The sequence below is a fragment of the Streptomyces sp. 6-11-2 genome (genome assembly GCF_006540305.1).
Lineage (GTDB): Bacteria > Actinomycetota > Actinomycetes > Streptomycetales > Streptomycetaceae > Streptomyces.
In genome coordinates this window covers 5,078,865-5,096,630 of record NZ_BJOR01000001.1, presented here as the reverse complement: position 1 = coordinate 5,096,630, position 17,766 = coordinate 5,078,865, and the positions used below count along the sequence as shown (strand labels likewise).

Sequence of the window (17,766 nt, the reverse complement as noted above, 5' to 3'; positions counted from 1 at the left end):
AAAACCGGTTGCCGCCGGCACTCCCCCTGCCGACGATGGCCCCTCGTGACCGACGACTCCCCCGCCCCTGCCCCCGAAATCCCCGGCGCTTCCGGTGGCTCCGGCCTGCGGGCCGTGCTCCCCGACCTCGCCCCCTGGAAGGCCTCGCGCGACTTCCGGCGGCTGTGGGTGTCGGGCCTGATCACGAACTTCGGCAGTTTCCTGACCTTCGTCGCGCTGCCGGTGCAGCTGAAGGAGCTGACCGGTTCGGCCGCGGCGGTGGGCGCGCTCGGAGCCGTGGAGCTGGTCCCGCTGATCGTGTTCGGGCTGTACGGCGGGGCGCTCGCGGACGCGCTGGACAAGCGCCGGCTGATCCTGTGGACCGAGGTCGGGCAGGGGCTGCTCAGCGCGGCGCTGCTGGCCGGAGCGCTGCTGCCGCACCCGGCCGTCTGGCCGCTGTACGTGATCGCCGCCCTCTGTGCCGCCCTGACCTCCGTCCAGCGGCCCGCGCTGGACTCGCTGTGGCCGCGGATCGTGGCCCACGAGCACCTCACGGCGGCGACCGCGCTCAACTCGCTGCGCTGGACGGTCGGCGGGGTGGCGGGCCCGGCCGCGGCGGGCGTGGTGGTCGCGTACGCGGGCCTGTCCTGGGCGTACGCCGCGGACGTGCTGACGTTCGCGGTCTCGGTCGTCCTGGTGGTGCGCATCGCCGCCCAGCCGGCCACCCACGAGGCCGCGAAGCCGTCCCTGCGGGCCATCGCCGAGGGCGCCCGGTACGCCTGGGGCCGCAAGGAGCTCCTGGGAACGTACGTGGTCGATCTGGCCGCGATGTTCCTGGCGATGCCGCTGGCCGTGCTGCCCTTCCTCGCGGACGAGCTGGACGCGCGGTGGGCGCTGGGGTTGATGTACGCCGCCGTGCCGCTCGGCTCGCTGCTGGTGAGCCTGACCAGCGGCTGGACCTCTGGAGTGCACCGGCACGGGCGGATGGTGGTGCTGGCGGCGCTGCTGTGGGGTCTGGCGGTGGCCGCCGCCGGCGCCGTGGGCAATGTGTGGCTGGTGCTGCTGTTCCTGACCGTGGCCGGTGGCTGCGACATGGTCAGCGGGGTGTTCCGGGGCGCCATGTGGAACCAGACGATCCCGGACGCGCTGCGCGGCCGGCTCGCCGGGATCGAGCTGCTGTCCTACTCGGCGGGCCCGCAGCTCGGGCAGGTCCGCTCGGGCTCCTTCGCCGCGTGGTGGGGCGTACGGGCGTCGGTATGGTCGGGCGGGCTGCTGTGCGCGGGCGCGGTGGGGCTGCTGGCGCTGTGCCTGCCGGGGCTGATGCGGTACGACGCCCGGACGAACGAGCACGCGGTGCGGCTGCGCGAGGACCGCGCGGCCGCCGCCGTGCGCGCGGCCGCGTGATCGCTGTGAGCGGTGTGATCGATGTGATCAGGCGTTCTCGGGCCTGATCAGCCCCCGCTGCCCTCCTCGGTGCCGCCCGCCGGCGCGTCGTGCCAGCGGGGGTCGTTCTCCCACTGGAGGTTGCGTTCGCGGGCGGTGTCCATCGCGTGCTGGGCCTCCTCGCGGGAGGCGTACGGGCCGAACCGGTCCTTGGCGGGGCACTCGGGCCCCTCCTCGACCTTCTTGTGCTCCAGGCAGTAGTACCACTCGCCCGGCTTTCCAGCGGTCCGCTTCTTGAACAGGGCCATGACCAGCTCCTCTCGCCACGGACATGTTCCCCCATCGCCCCCGGATAGACTCGCCGACATGTCTGGCCAGTCGTTGCTCGTCCCCGGGGAGCTGTCCCCGCCCCGTTCCGTGCCCGGAAACATCCGCCGCCCCGAGTACGTCGGCAGGCCGGCGCCGAAGCCGTACGCCGGGCCGGAGGTGCAGACGCCGGAGACCGTCGAGGCGATGCGGATCGCCGGGCGGATCGCCGCGCAGGCGATGGAAGAGGCGGCCCGGCACATCGCGCCCGGCGTCACCACGGACGAACTGGACCGGGTGGCACACGAGTTCATGTGCGACCACGGAGCCTATCCCTCCACGCTCGGCTACCGCGGCTTCCCCAAGTCGTTGTGCGCCTCGGTCAACGAGGTCATCTGCCACGGCATCCCGGACTCGACCGTGCTGCGGGACGGCGACATCGTCAACCTGGACGTGACGGCGTACATCGGCGGAGTGCACGGGGACAACAACGCGACGTACCTCGTGGGTGACGTGGACGAGGAGAGCCGCCTGCTGGTGGAGCGCACCCGCGAGGCCCTCAACCGCGCGATCAAGGCGGTCCGCCCCGGACGGCAGATCAACATCATCGGCCGGGTCATCGAGTCGTACGCCAAGCGGTTCGGCTACGGCGTGGTCCGGGACTTCACCGGTCACGGCATCAACACCTCGTTCCACTCCGGGCTGATCGTCCCGCACTACGACAGCCCGCACGCCACGACGCTCATCCAGCCCGGGATGACCTTCACGATCGAGCCGATGCTGACGCTGGGCACGTACGAGTACGACGTCTGGGACGACGGCTGGACGGTCGTCACCAAGGACCGCAGGCGCACCGCCCAGTTCGAGCACACGCTGGTGGTGACGGAGACGGGGGCGGAGATCCTGACGCTGCCGTAGTACGGCCGCACCGCGCCCACGTGGCCCGCTCCCTTCGGGGGCGGGCCTTTCCTTATCTCCCCCATGCCCGCATCTCCCCCATGTCCGTTTAGCCGGAATTCGGGGTAAGGTTTTCCCGACAGGGTGTCGGTAAACCCATTGACTTAGGCAAGCCTTACCTTAGAGGATGGCCTCATGGATTCCTTCTCGACACTCATCCGCACCGCCTCCCACGAGCAGCACACGGAGGCGGAGACCTCGACCTTCATGAGTGATCTGCTCGGCGGCCGGCTCGGCGTGGATGCGTACGCGCGGTACACCGAACAGCTCTGGTTCGTGTACAAGGCACTGGAGGACGGGGCCGGACGGCTGGCGTCGGATCCGGTGGCGGGCCCGTTCGTCCGGCCCGAGCTGTTCCGGCTGGCCGCGCTGGAGCGGGACCTGACGCATCTGCGCGGTGCCTCCTGGCGCTCGGGGCTGAACGCGCTGCCCGCCACCGAGGCGTACGCGGCACGGGTGCGCGAGTGCGCCGAGCGGTGGCCGGCCGGCTACATCGCCCACCACTACACCCGTTACCTCGGCGACCTCTCCGGCGGCCAGATCATCCGGGACAAGGCGGAGAAGACGTGGGGCTTCACGAAGAAGGGTGACGGCGTCCGCTTCTACGTCTTCGAGGAGATCCCCAACCCGGCCGCCTTCAAGCGTGGTTACCGCGAACTCCTGGACACCGTCGACGCCGACGACCTGGAGAAGCAGCGCATCGTGACCGAGTGCAAGCGGGCGTTCACCCTGAACACGGCGGTCTTCCACGCGCTGGGCGAGGAGTTCCCGCTGTCGGCGTGACCAGCCCGTCACGGATCACCCGGAACACTCCCCCGCCCATACGGACAACGGCCCGGCCGCGTGCACGGTGGCCCGACACGCCCGGGGCTGACGGCGTTTCAGCGTTCCAGGACCACGCGGCCCCCGACCTCCACCCAGCCGCCCGGTTGGGGGGCCGTGAGGAGTTGGGAGCCCGCGCCCTGGGTGATGTTGAGGGCTCGGCCCAGGTGGGCCGTGAGCAGCAGGGCGGCCGCGCCTGTCGCCTCGTCCTCCTCGATGCCGTCGTCGCGGCCCGGGAAGGCGCGGGCTCGGATGCGGCCGGCGGCCTCGTCCTCCCAGGACCAGGCGTAGATCCACTCGCCCGGTGGCGGTACGGGCAGGTCGTCGACCTCGGCGGCGGTGGCGTACTGGCGCAGGGTGCGCGGCGGGGCCCACTCGGGGCGTGCCTCGATCCAGGTGAACTCGCCGTCCAGGCGGGTGCCCACGGTCCCGGCGGGGGTGACCAGTTCCGGCACGTCCAGGAGCCAGGCCACCCCCACGCAGGGGTGGCCCGCGAACGGCAGGCGCAGGGTGGGGGTGAAGATGTCGATGACGCCGCGCTCGGGGTCGTCGACGAACACCGTCTCGCTGAAGCCGAGTTTGGCGGCCAGTTCCTGGCGGTCGTCCCGGTCGGGAACGCGCGAGCCGTCGCGGACGACACCGAGTTCGTTGCCGTAGCCGCCGCGCGGCCCGCAGAAGACGCGGAGCACGTCGTAATCAGTCACCCGGGCATTGAAGCACCGCGGCGGCGGTGCCGTCCGAACGGGACGGTACCGCCGCCGACGCGGATCAGGCCTGCGTGTCACGCCGCCTGCGCAGGGCGTAGAACACGCCCGCACCCGCCGCCACGGTCGCCGCGGCGGCCGCGCCCAGGGCGCCGACCGGGACGTTCGAGCCGGTGGCGGCCATGCTGCCGCCGATGCCGCCGGTGGTGGAGCCGGTGCCGCCGGTCGTCGAGCCGGTACCGCCGATGCCGCCCGTGCCGCCGGAGGTGCCGGCGCCGCCCGTGCCGGAGCCGCCGCCCGACGTGCCGTTGCCGGAGGGGAGTTCGGCGCCCGCCGTGAGGGCGACGGACAGATTCACCGGGTCGAGCGCGGCGCCCTTGTCGTAGAAGCCTCCGAACGCCTTGGCACCGGCCTCGGTCAGCGTCGCCGTCACGTCGTTCACGGTGATGACGTCGTTCTTGGCGGTGAGCTTGGTGGAGGCGCCCTTCAGGTCGGCCAGGACCACGTTCGGCGACTTCTCGCCGAGGCTGGTGACATCGGCGGTCAGCTTGCCGGACCCGCCGTCGAGAGCGGCCCGGACATTGTCGAGGGTGAGGTCGAGCCCGTAGCCGCCGCCCTCGCCCTGGTGGCCCTTGAAGTTCACCGAGCCCTTGAACGCGGCGGAGAGGGTGCCGGCCTCGGTGTCGTAGGTGCCGGTGGCGTCGGCGAAGGTGAAGGTGCCGTTGCCGGACGCCTGCGAGGCGCCGTCCGACGCCCTGATCAGGCCCCTGGCCACCGGGCCGACGACGTAGCCGCGGAAGGACTCCTTCACACCCCAGGTCAGCCTGCCGTCCGCAATGTCGCCCTTGGAGGGGGCGGGAGCGGTGGAGGCGGACGGGGAGGCGGACGCCGTGGGCTTGGCGCTCTGGGAGGCCGAGTCACCGGGCTTCGGAGACGACGGGTTGCCGGTCTCCGACTCGCTCGGCGAAGCCGACGAGGTGGGCGAGGACGTCGGCTCGGTCGAGGACGTCGGCTCGGGCGAGGTGGTGTCCGACTCGCTGGGCGACGGGCTCGGGGACGTCGTGCCCTGCTCCTTCACCACCGACAGCGGGTCGCCTGCCGCGCCCGCGTAGGAGGGGCTGCCGAGGAAGGTGCCGGCCTCGGTGGTGAGGGTGGTGGCCAGGCCGCTCATGTCCGAGCCGGTCGGGGCCGCGACCTTGGCGAACGGCACGTCCTGCTGGGTCGGTCCGTCGTCGGCGGTCAGGTCGGCGGTGAGGACACCTGTGGCGCTGTCGTACTGGAAGTCGCTGAGCACCCGCTTGAACCCGTGCACCGGCGACTCGGCGACGAGGGTGCCCTTGAAGGCCAGGTGCAGCGTGTGGTGGGTGCTGTCGTAGGTGCCCTGGCCGCCGGTGAAGGTGAAGACGCCGTTGCCGTCCGCCTGGGAGGCGCCGTCGGTGACGGTGAACGTGCCCTTGGTGTAGGGGCCGGTGACGTAGTTGCGGTACGACTCCTTGATGCCCCAGCTCAGTTCGTAGCCGGTCAGGGGCACGGAGGCCGCGGCGGCACCGGGGGCCGTGGCCAGGGCGGCGGCGCCCAGCGCGGTGGCCGTGGCCACGGCGGCGGCGAACATCACCGGCCGTCTGCGGGCGCGGGTGGCGGTGGCGGACATGACGGTTCTCCTCGTGACGGGGTCCGCCTGTGGGGCGGCGGAGGGAATCAGGACGTGGGGGGTGAGGGGAGAGGGCTTGGGGCCCGGCCGGCCGAGACGGCCGGGCAGGGTCACGACCCGGCGGACCGCTCCTCGCCGGCACCGGAGCCGGCACCGGAGGCGGAGTCGGAACCGGGGTCGGAGACGGAGTCGACCTCGGAACCGGAACCGGCGGCCACGGCACTGGAGTTCGCCGCCGTAGCGAAACCCTCGGCGGGCGCGGCGGACGCCGTACGGTTCCTGCGGCGGTAGAGCGCCGCCCCGCCGAGTGCCACCACCAGCGCGCCTCCCGCGCCGAGCGCGACCGGCAGGACCGGGGTGCCGTCGTCGCCGGTGGCCGCGACCGGCTCGGCCGAGGGGGCGGGGGCGGCCGTCGTGGGTGCGGGCGAGGCGGTCTCGGTGACCGCGCTGCCCAGGTCGGGCAGGGCGGGCAGCTTGGCGGTGCCGGTGAGGGCGACGGCCAGGGACACCGGGTCCATCGCGGTGCCCGCCGGGTACATCCCGCCGAACGCCTTGACGCCACGTGCGGTCAGCTCGGCCGGTGCCTCGGTCACCTTCGCCAGGCCGTCGCGGGCGGTCAGGTCCTTGGCCGCGAAGGTGACCAGGGGGACCTTCTTGCCGGTCAGGCGGTCGCTCGTCACATCGGCGTAGAGCGTGCCCGTGCCCTGGGCGACGGTGACGCAAACGGCGCTCAGTTCCAGGTCCAGACCGTGCGCGCCGGTGAAGCGCACGGCGCCCTTGAAGGTGGCGTCAAGGGCGCCCTTGTCGTACGTGCCCCGGCCGGAGGTGAAGCGGAAGAGGGCGCCGCCGTCCTGGGCCCCGCCGGTCAGGGTCCACTTGCCGCGGGCGATGTCGCCGGTGACGTACTCGCGGAAGGTGCGGCGCACACCCCAGTCGACGGCGCCGTTCACGAGCGTCCGGTGCGAAGTCTTCTGCTCCTGCGCGGACTTGGACGCGGACGCGGTGGGCGTGGGCGACGGAGCCGCCGCCTTCGCGGCCGGGCGTACGTCCGCCGCGAGGCTCACCGGGTCCAGCGGGGTCCCGGCCGTGTAGTAGCCGGCGAAGGACCGGGCGCCCTGGGTGGTGAGGGTGGCGGGCAGGTTGTTGAGGACGACGGCGTCGCCGCCGCCCCTCATGTCGATGCCGCCGAGGGAGAGGGTGGCGAAGGGCACCTGCGCGGAGGTCGTGACCCTCCCGGTGTCCTTCGCCTTGCTGACGACGTCCAGGTAGAGGGTGCCGACGGAGCCGTTGATGCTCACGGTGGGACGGCTGAGCGTGAGGTCCAGCTGGTACCCGCCGTTCGCCGCCTGATGTCCGACGAAGCGGACCCCGCCGGAGAACGCCGCGCGGAACGCGCCCGTGGTGCCGTCGTAGGAGCCGTTCGCCGAGTGGAAGCGGAAGGTGCTGCCGCCGACGGTCGCGGCACCGCCGGTCAGGAAGAAACTCCCCTTGGCCACGGGCCCGGTGACATAGCTCTGGAAGGAGGACTTGATGCCCCAGTCCAGTCGGCCGCCCTGGACGGTACGGCTCTCGGCGTGCGCGGCGGTGGCCGGCAGCAGGACCGCCGACAGCGCCGCGGCGAGCACGGCGAGAGCCGTGAACGACGCGGTGACCAGAGCGCGAAGACGCGCGGGCATGGGGAACCTCCCGATCCACAACCGGTGGCGAACGAAGGTAAGGCTAACCTAAGATGTGCCGGTCAGATGCTGGCAGTACCCCCCGAAAGGAACAGACGGAACCGTGCGACGCTTGCGCACAACACTGGCGGGAGCACTGGTGTCCGTGCTCGCCCTCACGCCGACCGCTACCGGTTGTTCCGGCTCCAGACCCTCCGGCACGGACCATGGAGCCGCCCCCAGGACGGCGGCCGCCGCCGTCGACAACCGTGTCGAACCCCTGGCCGGAACACCCTCGCCCCGGCTGCCCGTCACGGTCCGCTCCGCCGACGGCAAGGAGGTGACCGTCAAGAAGGCGCGCAGGATCGTCCCGTTGTCCGGAAGCCTCAGCGAGATCGTGTTCACGCTGGGGCTCGGCGGCCGGGTCGTCGCCCGTGACATCACCGCCACCTTCCAGCAGGCGGCGGAACTGCCGGTGGTGACGCGCAATCACGACGTGTCCGCCGAGAGCGTCCTGTCCCTCGCCCCGGACCTGGTGCTGGCCGAGACCACCAGCGGGCCGGTGGAGGCCATGGACCAGATCCGCGCCGCGGGCGTCCACGTGCTCGTGGTGAAGCCGGCCGAGAGCCTCGCCGACGTGGGAGCGCGCATCCGGGCGGTCACCGACGCGCTCGGCGTCCCGGCCGCGGGCCAGGAGCTGACCAAGCGCTCCCAGGACCGGATCGACGCCGTCCGCGAGGCGATCCCGGCGCACGCCGACCACCCCCGCGTCGCCTTCCTGTACCTGCGCAGCTCGGCCTCGGTCTATCTCATCGGCGGCGCCAAGTCCGGTGCGACCTCGCTCATCGAGGCGGCCGGCGGGATCGACGCGGGCGCCGGCTCGGGGCTGACGAAGGACTTCACCGCCATCACCACCGAGGCGCTGGCGAAGGCCGCGCCGGACGCGATCCTCGTGATGAGCAAGGGCCTCGAATCCGTCGGCGGCCTCGACGGGCTGGTGAAGATCCCGGGCATCGCCCAGACACCGGCCGGCATGGAGCGCCGGGTCGTGTCGGTCGAGGACGGCGTACTGCTCAACTACGGCCCGCGCACGGACCAGGTGCTGCGCTCGATCGTCGACCAGCTGTACGCGGGCGGTGCCCGGTGACGGCGCTGGACGACAAGCCCGTACGCCCCCTCCGGGCGGCGCCCGCGCCCGCCGGCCGGAAGCGGCGCGGCACGTCCTGGTTCCTGACGGGTGCTCTGGTGCTCGGTCTGCTCGTGCTGGTGCCGGTCGCCGCCGGGACCGGCGCGTACCCGGTGCCGACCGGTGAGGTGCTCTCCTCCGTGCTGCACCGGATCGGGTTCGGCGGCAGCGGTCTCGACCGGGTCGCGGAGTCGGTGCTGTGGAACGTGCGTTTCCCGCGCATCGTGCTGGCCCTGCTCGTGGGCGCCTCGCTGGGCTGCGCGGGCGCGCTGATGCAGGGCGTGTTCAGCAATCCGCTGGCCGAGCCGGGCGTCATCGGGGTCTCCTCGGGCGCGGCGGTCGGCGCGGTCGCCGCGATCGCCCTCGGTCTTGACTTCCTCGGCACCTGGACGGTCCCGGTGGCCGCCTTCGTCGCGGGACTGGGCACGGTTCTGCTGGTGTACGCCATGGCACGCTCGGGTGGTCGTACGGAGGTGGTGACGCTGATCCTCACCGGGATCGCGGTGAACGCCTTCGCGGGCGCCCTGATCGGGCTGTTCCTGTTCTTCGCGGACTCCGCCGCGGTCAACCAGATCGCCTTCTGGCAGCTCGGCTCGCTCTCCCAGGCCACCTGGCCGAAGGTCATGGCCGTCCTGCCGTGCGCGGTGCTCGGACTGGGCGTCGCGCCGCTGTACGCGCGCCGTCTGGACCTGCTCTCGCTCGGCGAGGGTCCGGCCCGGCACCTGGGCGTGGACGTGGAGCGGCTGCGCGTCGTGCTGGTGCTGGTCATCGCCCTGCTGACCGCGGCGGCCGTCAGTGTCTCCGGCATCATCGGCTTCGTCGGCCTGGTCGTACCGCATCTGCTGCGGATGGTGGCCGGGCCCGGGCACCGCTTCCTGGTGCCGGGCAGCGCCCTGCTCGGCGCGCTCGTCCTGCTCGCCGCGGACCTGGCCGCCCGCACCGTCGCCGCACCCGCCGAGCTTCCGCTCGGCGTGCTCACCGCACTGGTCGGCAGCCCGTTCTTCTTCTGGCTGCTGCGCCGCACCCGCCGCAGGCAAGGAGGCTGGGCATGAGACTGCCGAGAATCCGACCGGTTCCCCCCGCCCCGGCCCGGGCCGGTGACGTGCTCGCCGAGACGGAGGCGCTGCATGTGCGCCGGGGCGCCCGCGAGGTGCTCGACGGCGTCGACGTCGCGGTCCGCGCCGGTGAGGTGCTGGCCCTGGTGGGCCCCAACGGTGCCGGGAAGTCGACCCTGTTGGGCGTGCTCGCCGCCGATCTCCCGCCCACCCGGGGCGTGGTGCGCGTCCACGGCCGCCCGGCCCACGAGTGGTCCGCGCCCGAACTCGCGCTGCGCCGCGCCGTGCTGCCGCAGTCGGCGGCGCTCTCCTTTCCCTTCGCCGTCGAGGAGGTCGTACGCATGGGCCGTGCCCCGCACGCGTCCTCGGCCTCCCCGGACGAGGACGAGCGGATCGTGGCCGAGGCGATGGCCGCCACCGAGGTGACCGCGTTCACCGCGCGCCCGTTCCCGGCGCTCAGCGGCGGCGAGCGGGCCCGGGTCGCGCTCGCCCGGGTGCTGGCCCAGCGGGCACCGCTGCTGCTGCTCGACGAGCCGACCGCCGCGCTCGACCTGAAGCACCAGGAGATGGTGCTGCGGCTGTGCCGGGAAAGGGCGCACGCCGGGGACGCGGTCGTCGTGGTGCTGCACGATCTGGGACTGGCCGCCGCGTACGCGCACCGGGTCGCGATCCTGTGCGCCGGTCGTGTCGTGGCCGACGGACCGCCCGCCGAGGTCTTCTCCGAGGCATTGCTCTCCCGGGTCTACGACCAGGGCGTGGAAGTGCTGCCGCACCCGCGTACGGGCGCGGTCCTGGTGACCCCCAGACGAAGCCCCTTGACCCCGCCTTGACCACCCCTTTGCCCGTTCTTGACATATTCGCGATCAGTTCGTTCCCGTACGCCGATCATGAGACAGGAATCACGGTCCGCGCGGGTAGGAACCAGGTAAGCCTCGGTTAAGTTAGGCAAGCCTCACCAAGGGTCGTGGGGTGTCAGGTCACCTTCCAGCCACTTCCGGGAGCCCTCGTGCGAGCCGTCCGCTTCTCCGTCATCACCGCCGCGGCGGCGGTCGCGCTGACCGCCGTGACGGCCTGTACGCAGAAAAGCGGCACGCAGGACGCCGGCCGTGTGGTCGACGTGACCGCGAAGGACGACTCCTGCGAGGTCTCGAAGAAGGCGTTCCCGGCCGGACACGTCGAGCTCGCCATCGAGAACAAGGGCTCGAAGGTCACCGAGGTCTACCTCCTCTTCCCGGACGACCGGATCGTCGCCGAGCGCGAGAACATCGGCCCCGGCATCAAGCAGAAGGTCACCGCCGAGGTGAAGGCCGGCGAGTACGTCATCGCCTGCAAGCCGGGCATGAAGGGCAAGGGCATCCGCCAGGAGGTCAAGGCGACCGGCGGCACGGTCGCCAAGCGCGACCCGAAGCTGGACGCGGCCGTCGCCGACTACCGCCGGTACGTCCAGGAGCAGGCCGACGAGACCCTGCCCCGTGTCGAGGCCTTCGTGAAGGCGATCAAGGCGGGCGACGTGCCGGCCGCCAAGAAGGCGTACGCGATCTCCCGCCTCGGCTGGGAGCGCACCGAGCCGGTCGCGGAGTCCTTCGGCGACATCGACCCCAAGGTCGACGTCCGCGAGGACGGCCTGGAGGACGGCCAGAAGTGGACCGGCTGGCACCGCCTGGAGAAGTCGCTGTGGAAGGACGGCAGGATCGGCGCCGGCGAGCAGGCGCTCGCCGACCAGCTCCTCACCGACCTCCAGGACTGGCAGAAGCGGGTCGGCACCGCCGAGATCACCCCGACCTCCATGGCCAACGGCGCCAAGGAACTCCTCGACGAGGTCGCCCAGGGCAAGGTCACCGGCGAGGAGGACCGCTACGCCCACACCGACCTGGTCGACTTCAAGGGCAACGTCGAGGGCGCGCAGAAGGCGTACGAACTCCTCAAGCCGGTCGCCGCGAAGAACGACCCGGCGCTGGCCAAGGAGCTCGACAAGCAGTTCGCCGCGCTCGAAACGCTTCTCGACAAGTACCGCACGGACAGGACGTCGTACGAGTTCGTCTCCTACGACAAGGTCGGCAAGGACGAGCGCAAGGAGCTCTCGGACGCGGTGAACGCGCTCGCCGAGCCGCTGTCCAAGCTCGCCGCGGCCGTTGTGAAGTAGAGGGCGGGACATGACCGAGACCCAGGGCGGCACTCCGTCCCGCCGTGCCGTGATCGGCTGGGGCGGGGCCGGGATCGCGCTCGGTGCCGTCGCGGCCGGCGGCGCGGTGGCGATGACCAAGGCCGGCTCCGACCTCGACCCGGTCGGCGCGGAGGCGGGCGGCGCGGTGGAGTTCCACGGCGCCCACCAGGCCGGCATCGCCACGCCCGTGCAGGACCGTCTGCACTTCGCCGCGTTCGACGTGAAGACCGACGACCGCGCCGAGTTCGTGCGGATGCTGAAGGACTGGACGGCCGCCGCGCGCCGGATGACCGCCGGCAAGGAGGTCGGTGAGGGCGCGTACGGTGGACTCGCCGAGGCGCCGCCCGACGACACCGGCGAGGCGCTCGGCCTCAAGCCCTCGCGGCTGACGCTGACCATCGGCTTCGGGCCGTCGCTGTTCGAGAAGTTCGGGCTGCGGGACAAGCGGCCGGCCGCCCTGGTGGACCTGCCCAAGTTCCCCGGCGACAACCTGGACCGCTCCCGCACCGGCGGCGACCTGTGCATCCAGGCCTGCGCGGACGACCCGCAGGTCGCCGTGCACGCGATCCGCAACCTGGCCCGCATCGGCTTCGGCAAGGTCGCCGTCCGCTGGTCCCAGCTCGGCTTCGGCAAGACCTCCTCCACCACCCCGGACGCCCACACCCCGCGCAACCTCTTCGGGTTCAAGGACGGCACCCGCAACATCGCGGGCACCGAGACCGGCCGGCTGGACAAGTTCGTATGGGTCGGCGACAAGGACGGCGGCGCGAACGACGCCTGGATGCACGGGGGTTCGTACGTCGTCGCCCGGCGCATCCGGATGAACATCGAGACCTGGGACCGGGCTCCGCTCCAGGAGCAGGAGGACATCTTCGGCCGGGACAAGGGCGAGGGCGCGCCGGTCGGCAGGGCCAAGGAGCACGACGAGCCGTTCCTGAAGGCGATGAAGCCCGACGCACACGTACGGCTCTCGCACCCCGACGCCAACGGCGGGATCACGATCCTGCGCCGCGGCTACTCCTTCACCGACGGAACCGACGGCCTCGGCCGCCTGGACGCCGGACTGTTCTTCCTGGCCTACCAGCGCGACCCACGCAACGGGTTCATCCCGCTCCAGCGCAAGCTGGCGGCGTCGGACGCGCTCAACCAGTACATCCAGCACGTGGGTTCGGCGATCTTCGCGGTTCCGCCCGGCGTGCGTGACGCGCGCGACTGGTGGGGACGCACCCTGCTGTCCGAGGAGGCGTGACCCGTGTTCTCCAACTATCTGATCGGCCTGCGCGAGGGGCTGGAAGCCAGCCTCGTCGTGTGCATCCTCATCGCCTATCTGGTCAAGACCGGCCGCAGGGACGCCCTGAAGCCCGTCTGGGCCGGTATCGGCATCGCGGTCGCCATCGCCATGGGCTTCGGCTGCGTCCTCGAATTCGGCTCCCAGGAGCTGACGTTCGAGGCGAAGGAGGCACTCGGCGGTGGCCTGTCGGTCCTCGCCGTCGCCTTGGTGACCTGGATGGTCTTCTGGATGCGGCGCACCGCCCGGCATCTGAAGTCCGAGCTGCACGGCAAGCTGGACCAGGCGCTGGCGATGGGCACGGGCGCGCTGGTCGCCACCGCGTTCCTGGCCGTGGGCCGTGAGGGCCTGGAGACGGCGCTGTTCGTGTGGGCGTCGGTCCACGCGGCCTCCGACGGCACCCCGCGCCCACTGATCGGGGTCGCCCTCGGCCTGGCCACAGCGGTCCTCCTGGGCTGGCTGTTCTACCGGGGCGCGCTGCGGATCAACCTCGCCAAGTTCTTCACCTGGACCGGCGCCATGCTGGTCGTCGTCGCGGCGGGTGTGCTGGCGTACGGCGTCCACGACCTCCAGGAGGCCGCCTGGGTGCCGGGGCTGGGCAACCTCGCCTTCGACATCAGCGGCACCATCCCGCCGGACAGCTGGTACGGCACGCTGCTGAAGGGCGTGTTCAACTTCCAGCCGGACCCGACGGTCATCCAGGTCACGGTGTGGCTGCTGTACCTGGTCCCGACGCTCACGGTCTTCTTCGCCCCGGTAGGGTTCGCCTCCGGGAAGAGGAAGGTGACGGTGGCTGATGAGCAGGGTTCGCGACCCTCAAAGGCTTCGCAGGCTTGAGCGTTGGGCGACGGCGGCGGTCACGGCGGCCGCGCTGACACTGACGGCGAGCGGGTGCGTGGTGGTGCACGGAGAGCGTGAGGTGCTCCCGGCCACCACCCCCGCGGAGGCCGCGAAGGCGCTGGCACGGTTCACCGACGCCTACAACAAGGCCGACAAGGCCTACGACCGCACCCTGGACGCGGACTTCGTCACCGGCGCGCTCGGCGCCATCGACGGGGCGCGGCTGAAGGCGGGGCGCACCAACAACCCGGGCGGCAACTCCGCGCACACGCCGCTGACGCTGACGGACGCGAAGTTCACGATCCCCAAGAAGGCGGGCTGGCCGCGCTGGTTCCTCGCCGACGCCAAGGGGAACAAGGGCGGCGACCAGCGGTGGCTGCTGGTGTTCCTGCGCTACGGCGTCACCGAGCAGTGGCGGGTGGCGTTTCTGACGCTGGCATCCCCCGGCGACGTACCGGAGTTCCGGAAGGACGCGGACGGCCTGGCCGAGGCACTGCCTGAGAGCAGCACCGAACTGGCGGTCGCGCCCGGCGACTTGAGCAAGGACTACGCGGCGTCCCTGGGCAGCGGCGGGGACGCCTTCGCCGACGGCACCCACACCACCGGCTGGCGCAAGCTGCGTACCAGGGCCGCGAGCCGGCCGGGGCTGGCGCGGCAGTACATCGACCAGCCCCTGACGGACGGCGCCTACGCCCCTCTGGCGCTGCGCACCGCGGACGGCGGCGCGCTGGTGTTCTTCACCACCCGCCACTACGAGAAGCAGACCGCCGCGCAGGGGGCTTCCGTCCCCACCCCCAACAAGGACGTCCAGGCCCTCACCACGGGCGAGGTCAAGCAGTCCCTGACGATGGAGTTCGTCTCCAACGAGGTGGCCCTCGATCCGCCGAGGGGCGCGGCCGGACAGCGGGTGTCCATACTGGCCCGCGTCCAGGGCCTCACCTCGGCCCAGGGCGAGTAGGGTCCGGGACCCGCACGGACCGCGCACACCGTGTCCGGAACGGGGTCCCCGGGCCACGGGGTTCCGCCGCCGGGGGTTCGGTGGTGCCCGGGGCTTCGGTGGTGCCCGGGAGTTCAGCGGTGCCGGGGACTCAGTGGTGCAGGGGCCAGGTCGTGGAGTGGGGGTCCGGTGCCTGGGCGGCGTGGCGGGCGCAGGCGTCGGTGAGGGGTTCCAGGAGGCTCAGCGGGTCCGGGAGGGCGTGCTCGGGGCCGCGCAGCCAGCGCACCTGCTGGTCGTCGTCGCCGGGCAGGCGGGCCGGCGGTACCAGGACGTAGGAGCCGCGGCAGTGCCAGCGCAGGCCCGGGTGCTCGTCCATGGTCTCCGGATGGCAGTCCAGCTCGCAGGGCCACCACTCGTCCTCGTCCTCGGGCGTGCCGCGGGTGAGGGTGAAGAACAGCATGCGACCGTCGTCGCTCTCGGTGACCGGACCCACCTCGACGCCCTCGGCGAGCAGCCGCTCCAGGGCCTCGCGGCCGGCCTCCAGGGGCACGTCGAGGACGTCGTGCACCATTCCGGTCGCGGTGATGAAGTTGGCCTGCGGCTGGTGCCGGGCCCAGCGCTCGATCTGGGCGCGGTCGGTGGTCGACTGCGTCTGCCAGGCGAAGGACACCGGGTGGCGGGCGGGCGTGGGGCAGCCGACGCGGTCACAGGAGCAGCCATACGCGGTGGCCGGGTGCGCGGCGGGCGCGAGGGGAAGTCCCGCGGTGGCGGCGGCGAGCAGCAGGTCCTCACGACCGCCGTCGCCGGCCGTCTCCTTGGGGCGGCGTCCCCGCAACCACCTGGTGAGTTTGCCCTGCCGGCCGGTGCGGTCGCCGAACTCCGCGCTCATCTATCCCCTGACCTCGCTGGTGTGGACAGCATGCCCCATGGTCCCACCATCCTCCGCCTCGGGGGGCCGGAGCCCGCAACCGGGGTGGCCGCGCCCGCCTCCGGAGTGGCCGAGGCGGCGCTCAGCGCGGTGCGAGCCCGTACAGGGCGTAGTCGACGAGGGTGTCGGTGTACTCGTAGGAGATCGGCGCGGTGCGCTGGAGCCAGCGCTGGGCGAGCGGGGAGACGAAGAGCTCCAGGGCGATGCGCGGGTCGACGCCGGGGCGTACGGCGCCGGCGTCCTGGGCCGAGCGCAGCCTGCGGACGTACAGCTCCAGTTGCGGCTGGAGCAGCTTGGCCACGAACTCGCGGCCGAGCTGCTCGTTCACCACGCCCTCGGCGGCCAGGGCCCGGGCGGGCGCCTCGAACGCCGGGTCGAACAGCTCGTCGACGGTGGCGCGCAGGACGGCCTTGAGGTCGGCGGCGAGGTCGCCGGTGTCGGGGATCCCGTCCGGCTGCCCGTCCTCTCGCGCGTCCCCCTGCCGGGCCGCCGCCTGCTCGCCGAGGTCGAGGAACGCCTCCATGAGCACGTCCGCCTTCGAGGGCCACCAGCGGTAGATCGTCTGCTTGCCCACTCCGGCCCGCGCGGCGATCGACTCGATCGTGGTCTTCGGGTACCCGGTCTCCGCGACGAGCGCGAGGGCGGCGGCGTAGATCGCGCGGCGGGACTTCTCACTGCGGCGGCTGGCGTCGGGGGCGGGCTTGTCGGGCATGCGCCGACGGTAGCAGGGGCGTGAGACGGTGCGTCTCGCCACTCCTCCCGGACGGTGCGGGGGCGGTTGCTAGCGCGTCGTGTCGGGAGGCGGCCAGGGGTCGCCCCAGTTGGTGTCGCGGGCCGCCTTGTACAGGTCGCCGTGGCGTTTGGTGACCGTCTCGCGTCGCAGGCCCTCGTCGGGCGTGCAGAGGTTCAGCAGGACCTGGCCCTTGCGGATCTGAGGGCGGCGGACGACGCGCGCGGGGGCCGGGGCGACCGGGAAGCGGGTGGCGGCGACGTAGCTGAACTTCTCGTCCTCGTACGCGAGGGAGCCGCCCTTGACCTGCCGGTGCAGGGAGGACCGGCTGACCCGGGCCGAGAAGTGGCACCAGTCCGTGCCGGGCACGATCGGGCAGGCGGCACTGTGCGGGCAGGGCGCGGCGACCTGGAAACCGGCCTCGATCAGCCGGTCCCGGGCCTCGATGACGCGGGCGTAGCCGTCGGGTGTGCCGGGTTCGACGACCACGACGGCGCGGGCGGCGGCCGCGGCGGCGGCCACGACGGCCGCGCGGTCGGCCTCGGTCAGCTCGCCCAGGACGTAGGAGACGGTGACGAGGTCGGTGTCGTCGAGGGTGAGCGCCGCGCCGATCCGGGCGCGCTGCCAGCGGGCGTCCCGCAGGGCCGGGTCGGCCTCGGCGATCTCCCGGCCGAGGGCGAGCGCCGGCTCGGCCCAGTCGAGCACGGTCACCGGCCGGATGCCGTCCCAGGTGGCGCCGACGGCCCAGGCGGCGGCGCCGGTCCCGCCGCCGACGTCGGTGTGACTGGCGGGCGTCCACTCGGGCGCGGCCTCCGCGAACGCCTCCAGCGCCGAGCGGACCGCCTCGAAGGTGGCCGGCATCCGGTAGGCGGCGTAGGCGACCACGTCCGCGCGGTCGCGCAGGATCGGCGCGTCGGTGGGGGTGCTTCCCCGGTAGTTGGCGATCAGCCGCTCCACGGCACCCGCGGCCTGCCGGGGCGGCAGCCCGTCGAGCAGCCCGGAGAGCGCGGCACGGAGGGTCTCCGACGGGGGTACGACGTCATTCACCGTCCGATTCTCTCAGCTCCCCCGAGCCCCCCGGACCGCCCGAGCCCCCCAGCTCCCGTGGTCCGGCCGCACCTCTCAGCTTCGGCGGGCCGCCTGGACCGCCCGCGCCTCCCAGGCCTGGCATACCACCCGGA

At 72.5% G+C, this 17,766-nt stretch carries 17 protein-coding genes; 10 read left to right on the top strand and 7 right to left on the bottom strand.

Annotated elements, in window-relative coordinates; translation table 11 throughout:
* The first annotated feature begins 45 nt into the window (after positions 1-45).
* Complete coding sequence (locus TNCT6_RS22465) at positions 46-1,383, top strand: MFS transporter (RefSeq protein ID WP_141361444.1); 1,338 nt, start codon at positions 46-48, stop codon at positions 1,381-1,383.
* Between the two features lie 47 nt (positions 1,384-1,430).
* Here the strand turns inward: TNCT6_RS22465 and TNCT6_RS22460 are convergent, their stop codons facing one another.
* Positions 1,431-1,670 carry a hypothetical protein gene (locus TNCT6_RS22460; protein WP_141361442.1) on the bottom strand — a complete coding sequence of 80 codons (240 nt, stop codon included), beginning with the start codon at positions 1,668-1,670 and terminating at the stop codon, positions 1,431-1,433.
* 58 nt (positions 1,671-1,728) lie between these two features.
* Between TNCT6_RS22460 and map the strand changes: the two genes are divergently transcribed.
* Positions 1,729-2,586 (top strand): type I methionyl aminopeptidase, encoded by an 858-nt coding sequence (gene map / locus TNCT6_RS22455; RefSeq protein ID WP_141361440.1) that lies wholly within the window; start codon positions 1,729-1,731, stop codon positions 2,584-2,586.
* Positions 2,587-2,760: 174 nt separating this feature from the next.
* Positions 2,761-3,408: a heme oxygenase (biliverdin-producing) gene (locus tag TNCT6_RS22450; RefSeq protein WP_141361438.1), complete on the top strand. Its 648-nt coding sequence runs from the start codon at positions 2,761-2,763 to the stop codon at positions 3,406-3,408.
* Positions 3,409-3,506: 98 nt separating this feature from the next.
* Here the strand turns inward: TNCT6_RS22450 and TNCT6_RS22445 are convergent, their stop codons facing one another.
* The 3 genes from TNCT6_RS22445 to TNCT6_RS22435 all read right to left on the bottom strand — a co-directional run bounded on the left by TNCT6_RS22445 (position 3,507) and on the right by TNCT6_RS22435 (position 7,478).
* Positions 3,507-4,151: a PhzF family phenazine biosynthesis protein gene (locus TNCT6_RS22445; RefSeq protein WP_141361436.1), complete on the bottom strand. Its 645-nt coding sequence runs from the start codon at positions 4,149-4,151 to the stop codon at positions 3,507-3,509.
* A gap of 64 nt (positions 4,152-4,215) precedes the next feature.
* Positions 4,216-5,802 (bottom strand): HtaA domain-containing protein, encoded by a 1,587-nt coding sequence (locus TNCT6_RS22440; protein ID WP_141361434.1) that lies wholly within the window; start codon positions 5,800-5,802, stop codon positions 4,216-4,218.
* Positions 5,803-5,912: 110 nt separating this feature from the next.
* Entirely contained in the window at positions 5,913-7,478 is a 1,566-nt protein-coding gene (locus TNCT6_RS22435; protein WP_141361432.1) for an HtaA domain-containing protein, read from the bottom strand.
* A 112-nt stretch (positions 7,479-7,590) separates the two neighbouring features.
* Between TNCT6_RS22435 and TNCT6_RS22430 the strand changes: the two genes are divergently transcribed.
* The 7 genes from TNCT6_RS22430 to TNCT6_RS22400 all read left to right on the top strand — a co-directional run bounded on the left by TNCT6_RS22430 (position 7,591) and on the right by TNCT6_RS22400 (position 14,948).
* The gene (locus TNCT6_RS22430) at positions 7,591-8,604 is read left to right on the top strand and encodes a hemin ABC transporter substrate-binding protein (RefSeq protein ID WP_172632986.1); all 1,014 of its coding nucleotides are present in this window, start codon (positions 7,591-7,593) and stop codon (positions 8,602-8,604) included.
* Positions 8,601-9,695 (top strand): FecCD family ABC transporter permease, encoded by a 1,095-nt coding sequence (locus tag TNCT6_RS22425; protein WP_373996197.1) that lies wholly within the window; start codon positions 8,601-8,603, stop codon positions 9,693-9,695. The genes TNCT6_RS22430 and TNCT6_RS22425 overlap by 4 nt, the downstream gene beginning before the upstream one ends.
* Positions 9,692-10,528, top strand: a complete 837-nt coding sequence (locus TNCT6_RS22420; protein ID WP_141361428.1) for a heme ABC transporter ATP-binding protein — start codon at positions 9,692-9,694, stop codon at positions 10,526-10,528. The genes TNCT6_RS22425 and TNCT6_RS22420 overlap by 4 nt, the downstream gene beginning before the upstream one ends.
* Before the next feature lie 176 nt (positions 10,529-10,704).
* A complete protein-coding gene (gene efeO / locus TNCT6_RS22415; protein WP_141361426.1) occupies positions 10,705-11,841 on the top strand; it encodes an iron uptake system protein EfeO in 1,137 nt (378 codons plus the stop codon).
* A 10-nt stretch (positions 11,842-11,851) separates the two neighbouring features.
* Entirely contained in the window at positions 11,852-13,111 is a 1,260-nt protein-coding gene (gene efeB, locus TNCT6_RS22410) for an iron uptake transporter deferrochelatase/peroxidase subunit (protein ID WP_141361424.1), read from the top strand.
* A 3-nt stretch (positions 13,112-13,114) separates the two neighbouring features.
* Positions 13,115-13,987 carry an iron uptake transporter permease EfeU gene (efeU, locus tag TNCT6_RS22405; protein WP_141361422.1) on the top strand — a complete coding sequence of 291 codons (873 nt, stop codon included), beginning with the start codon at positions 13,115-13,117 and terminating at the stop codon, positions 13,985-13,987.
* Positions 13,947-14,948: a hypothetical protein gene (locus tag TNCT6_RS22400; RefSeq protein WP_141361420.1), complete on the top strand. Its 1,002-nt coding sequence runs from the start codon at positions 13,947-13,949 to the stop codon at positions 14,946-14,948. Before efeU ends, TNCT6_RS22400 begins: the two co-directional genes overlap by 41 nt.
* Before the next feature lie 130 nt (positions 14,949-15,078).
* On the opposite strand, the gene TNCT6_RS22395 is transcribed toward TNCT6_RS22400, so the two are convergent.
* The 3 genes from TNCT6_RS22395 to TNCT6_RS22385 form a co-directional block, all read right to left on the bottom strand.
* Entirely contained in the window at positions 15,079-15,816 is a 738-nt protein-coding gene (locus TNCT6_RS22395) for a bifunctional DNA primase/polymerase (RefSeq protein WP_141361418.1), read from the bottom strand.
* Between the two features lie 121 nt (positions 15,817-15,937).
* Complete coding sequence (locus TNCT6_RS22390) at positions 15,938-16,567, bottom strand: TetR/AcrR family transcriptional regulator (RefSeq protein WP_141361415.1); 630 nt, start codon at positions 16,565-16,567, stop codon at positions 15,938-15,940.
* Positions 16,568-16,636: 69 nt separating this feature from the next.
* Positions 16,637-17,632: a small ribosomal subunit Rsm22 family protein gene (locus TNCT6_RS22385; protein ID WP_141361413.1), complete on the bottom strand. Its 996-nt coding sequence runs from the start codon at positions 17,630-17,632 to the stop codon at positions 16,637-16,639.
* Positions 17,633-17,766 lie beyond the last annotated feature (134 nt).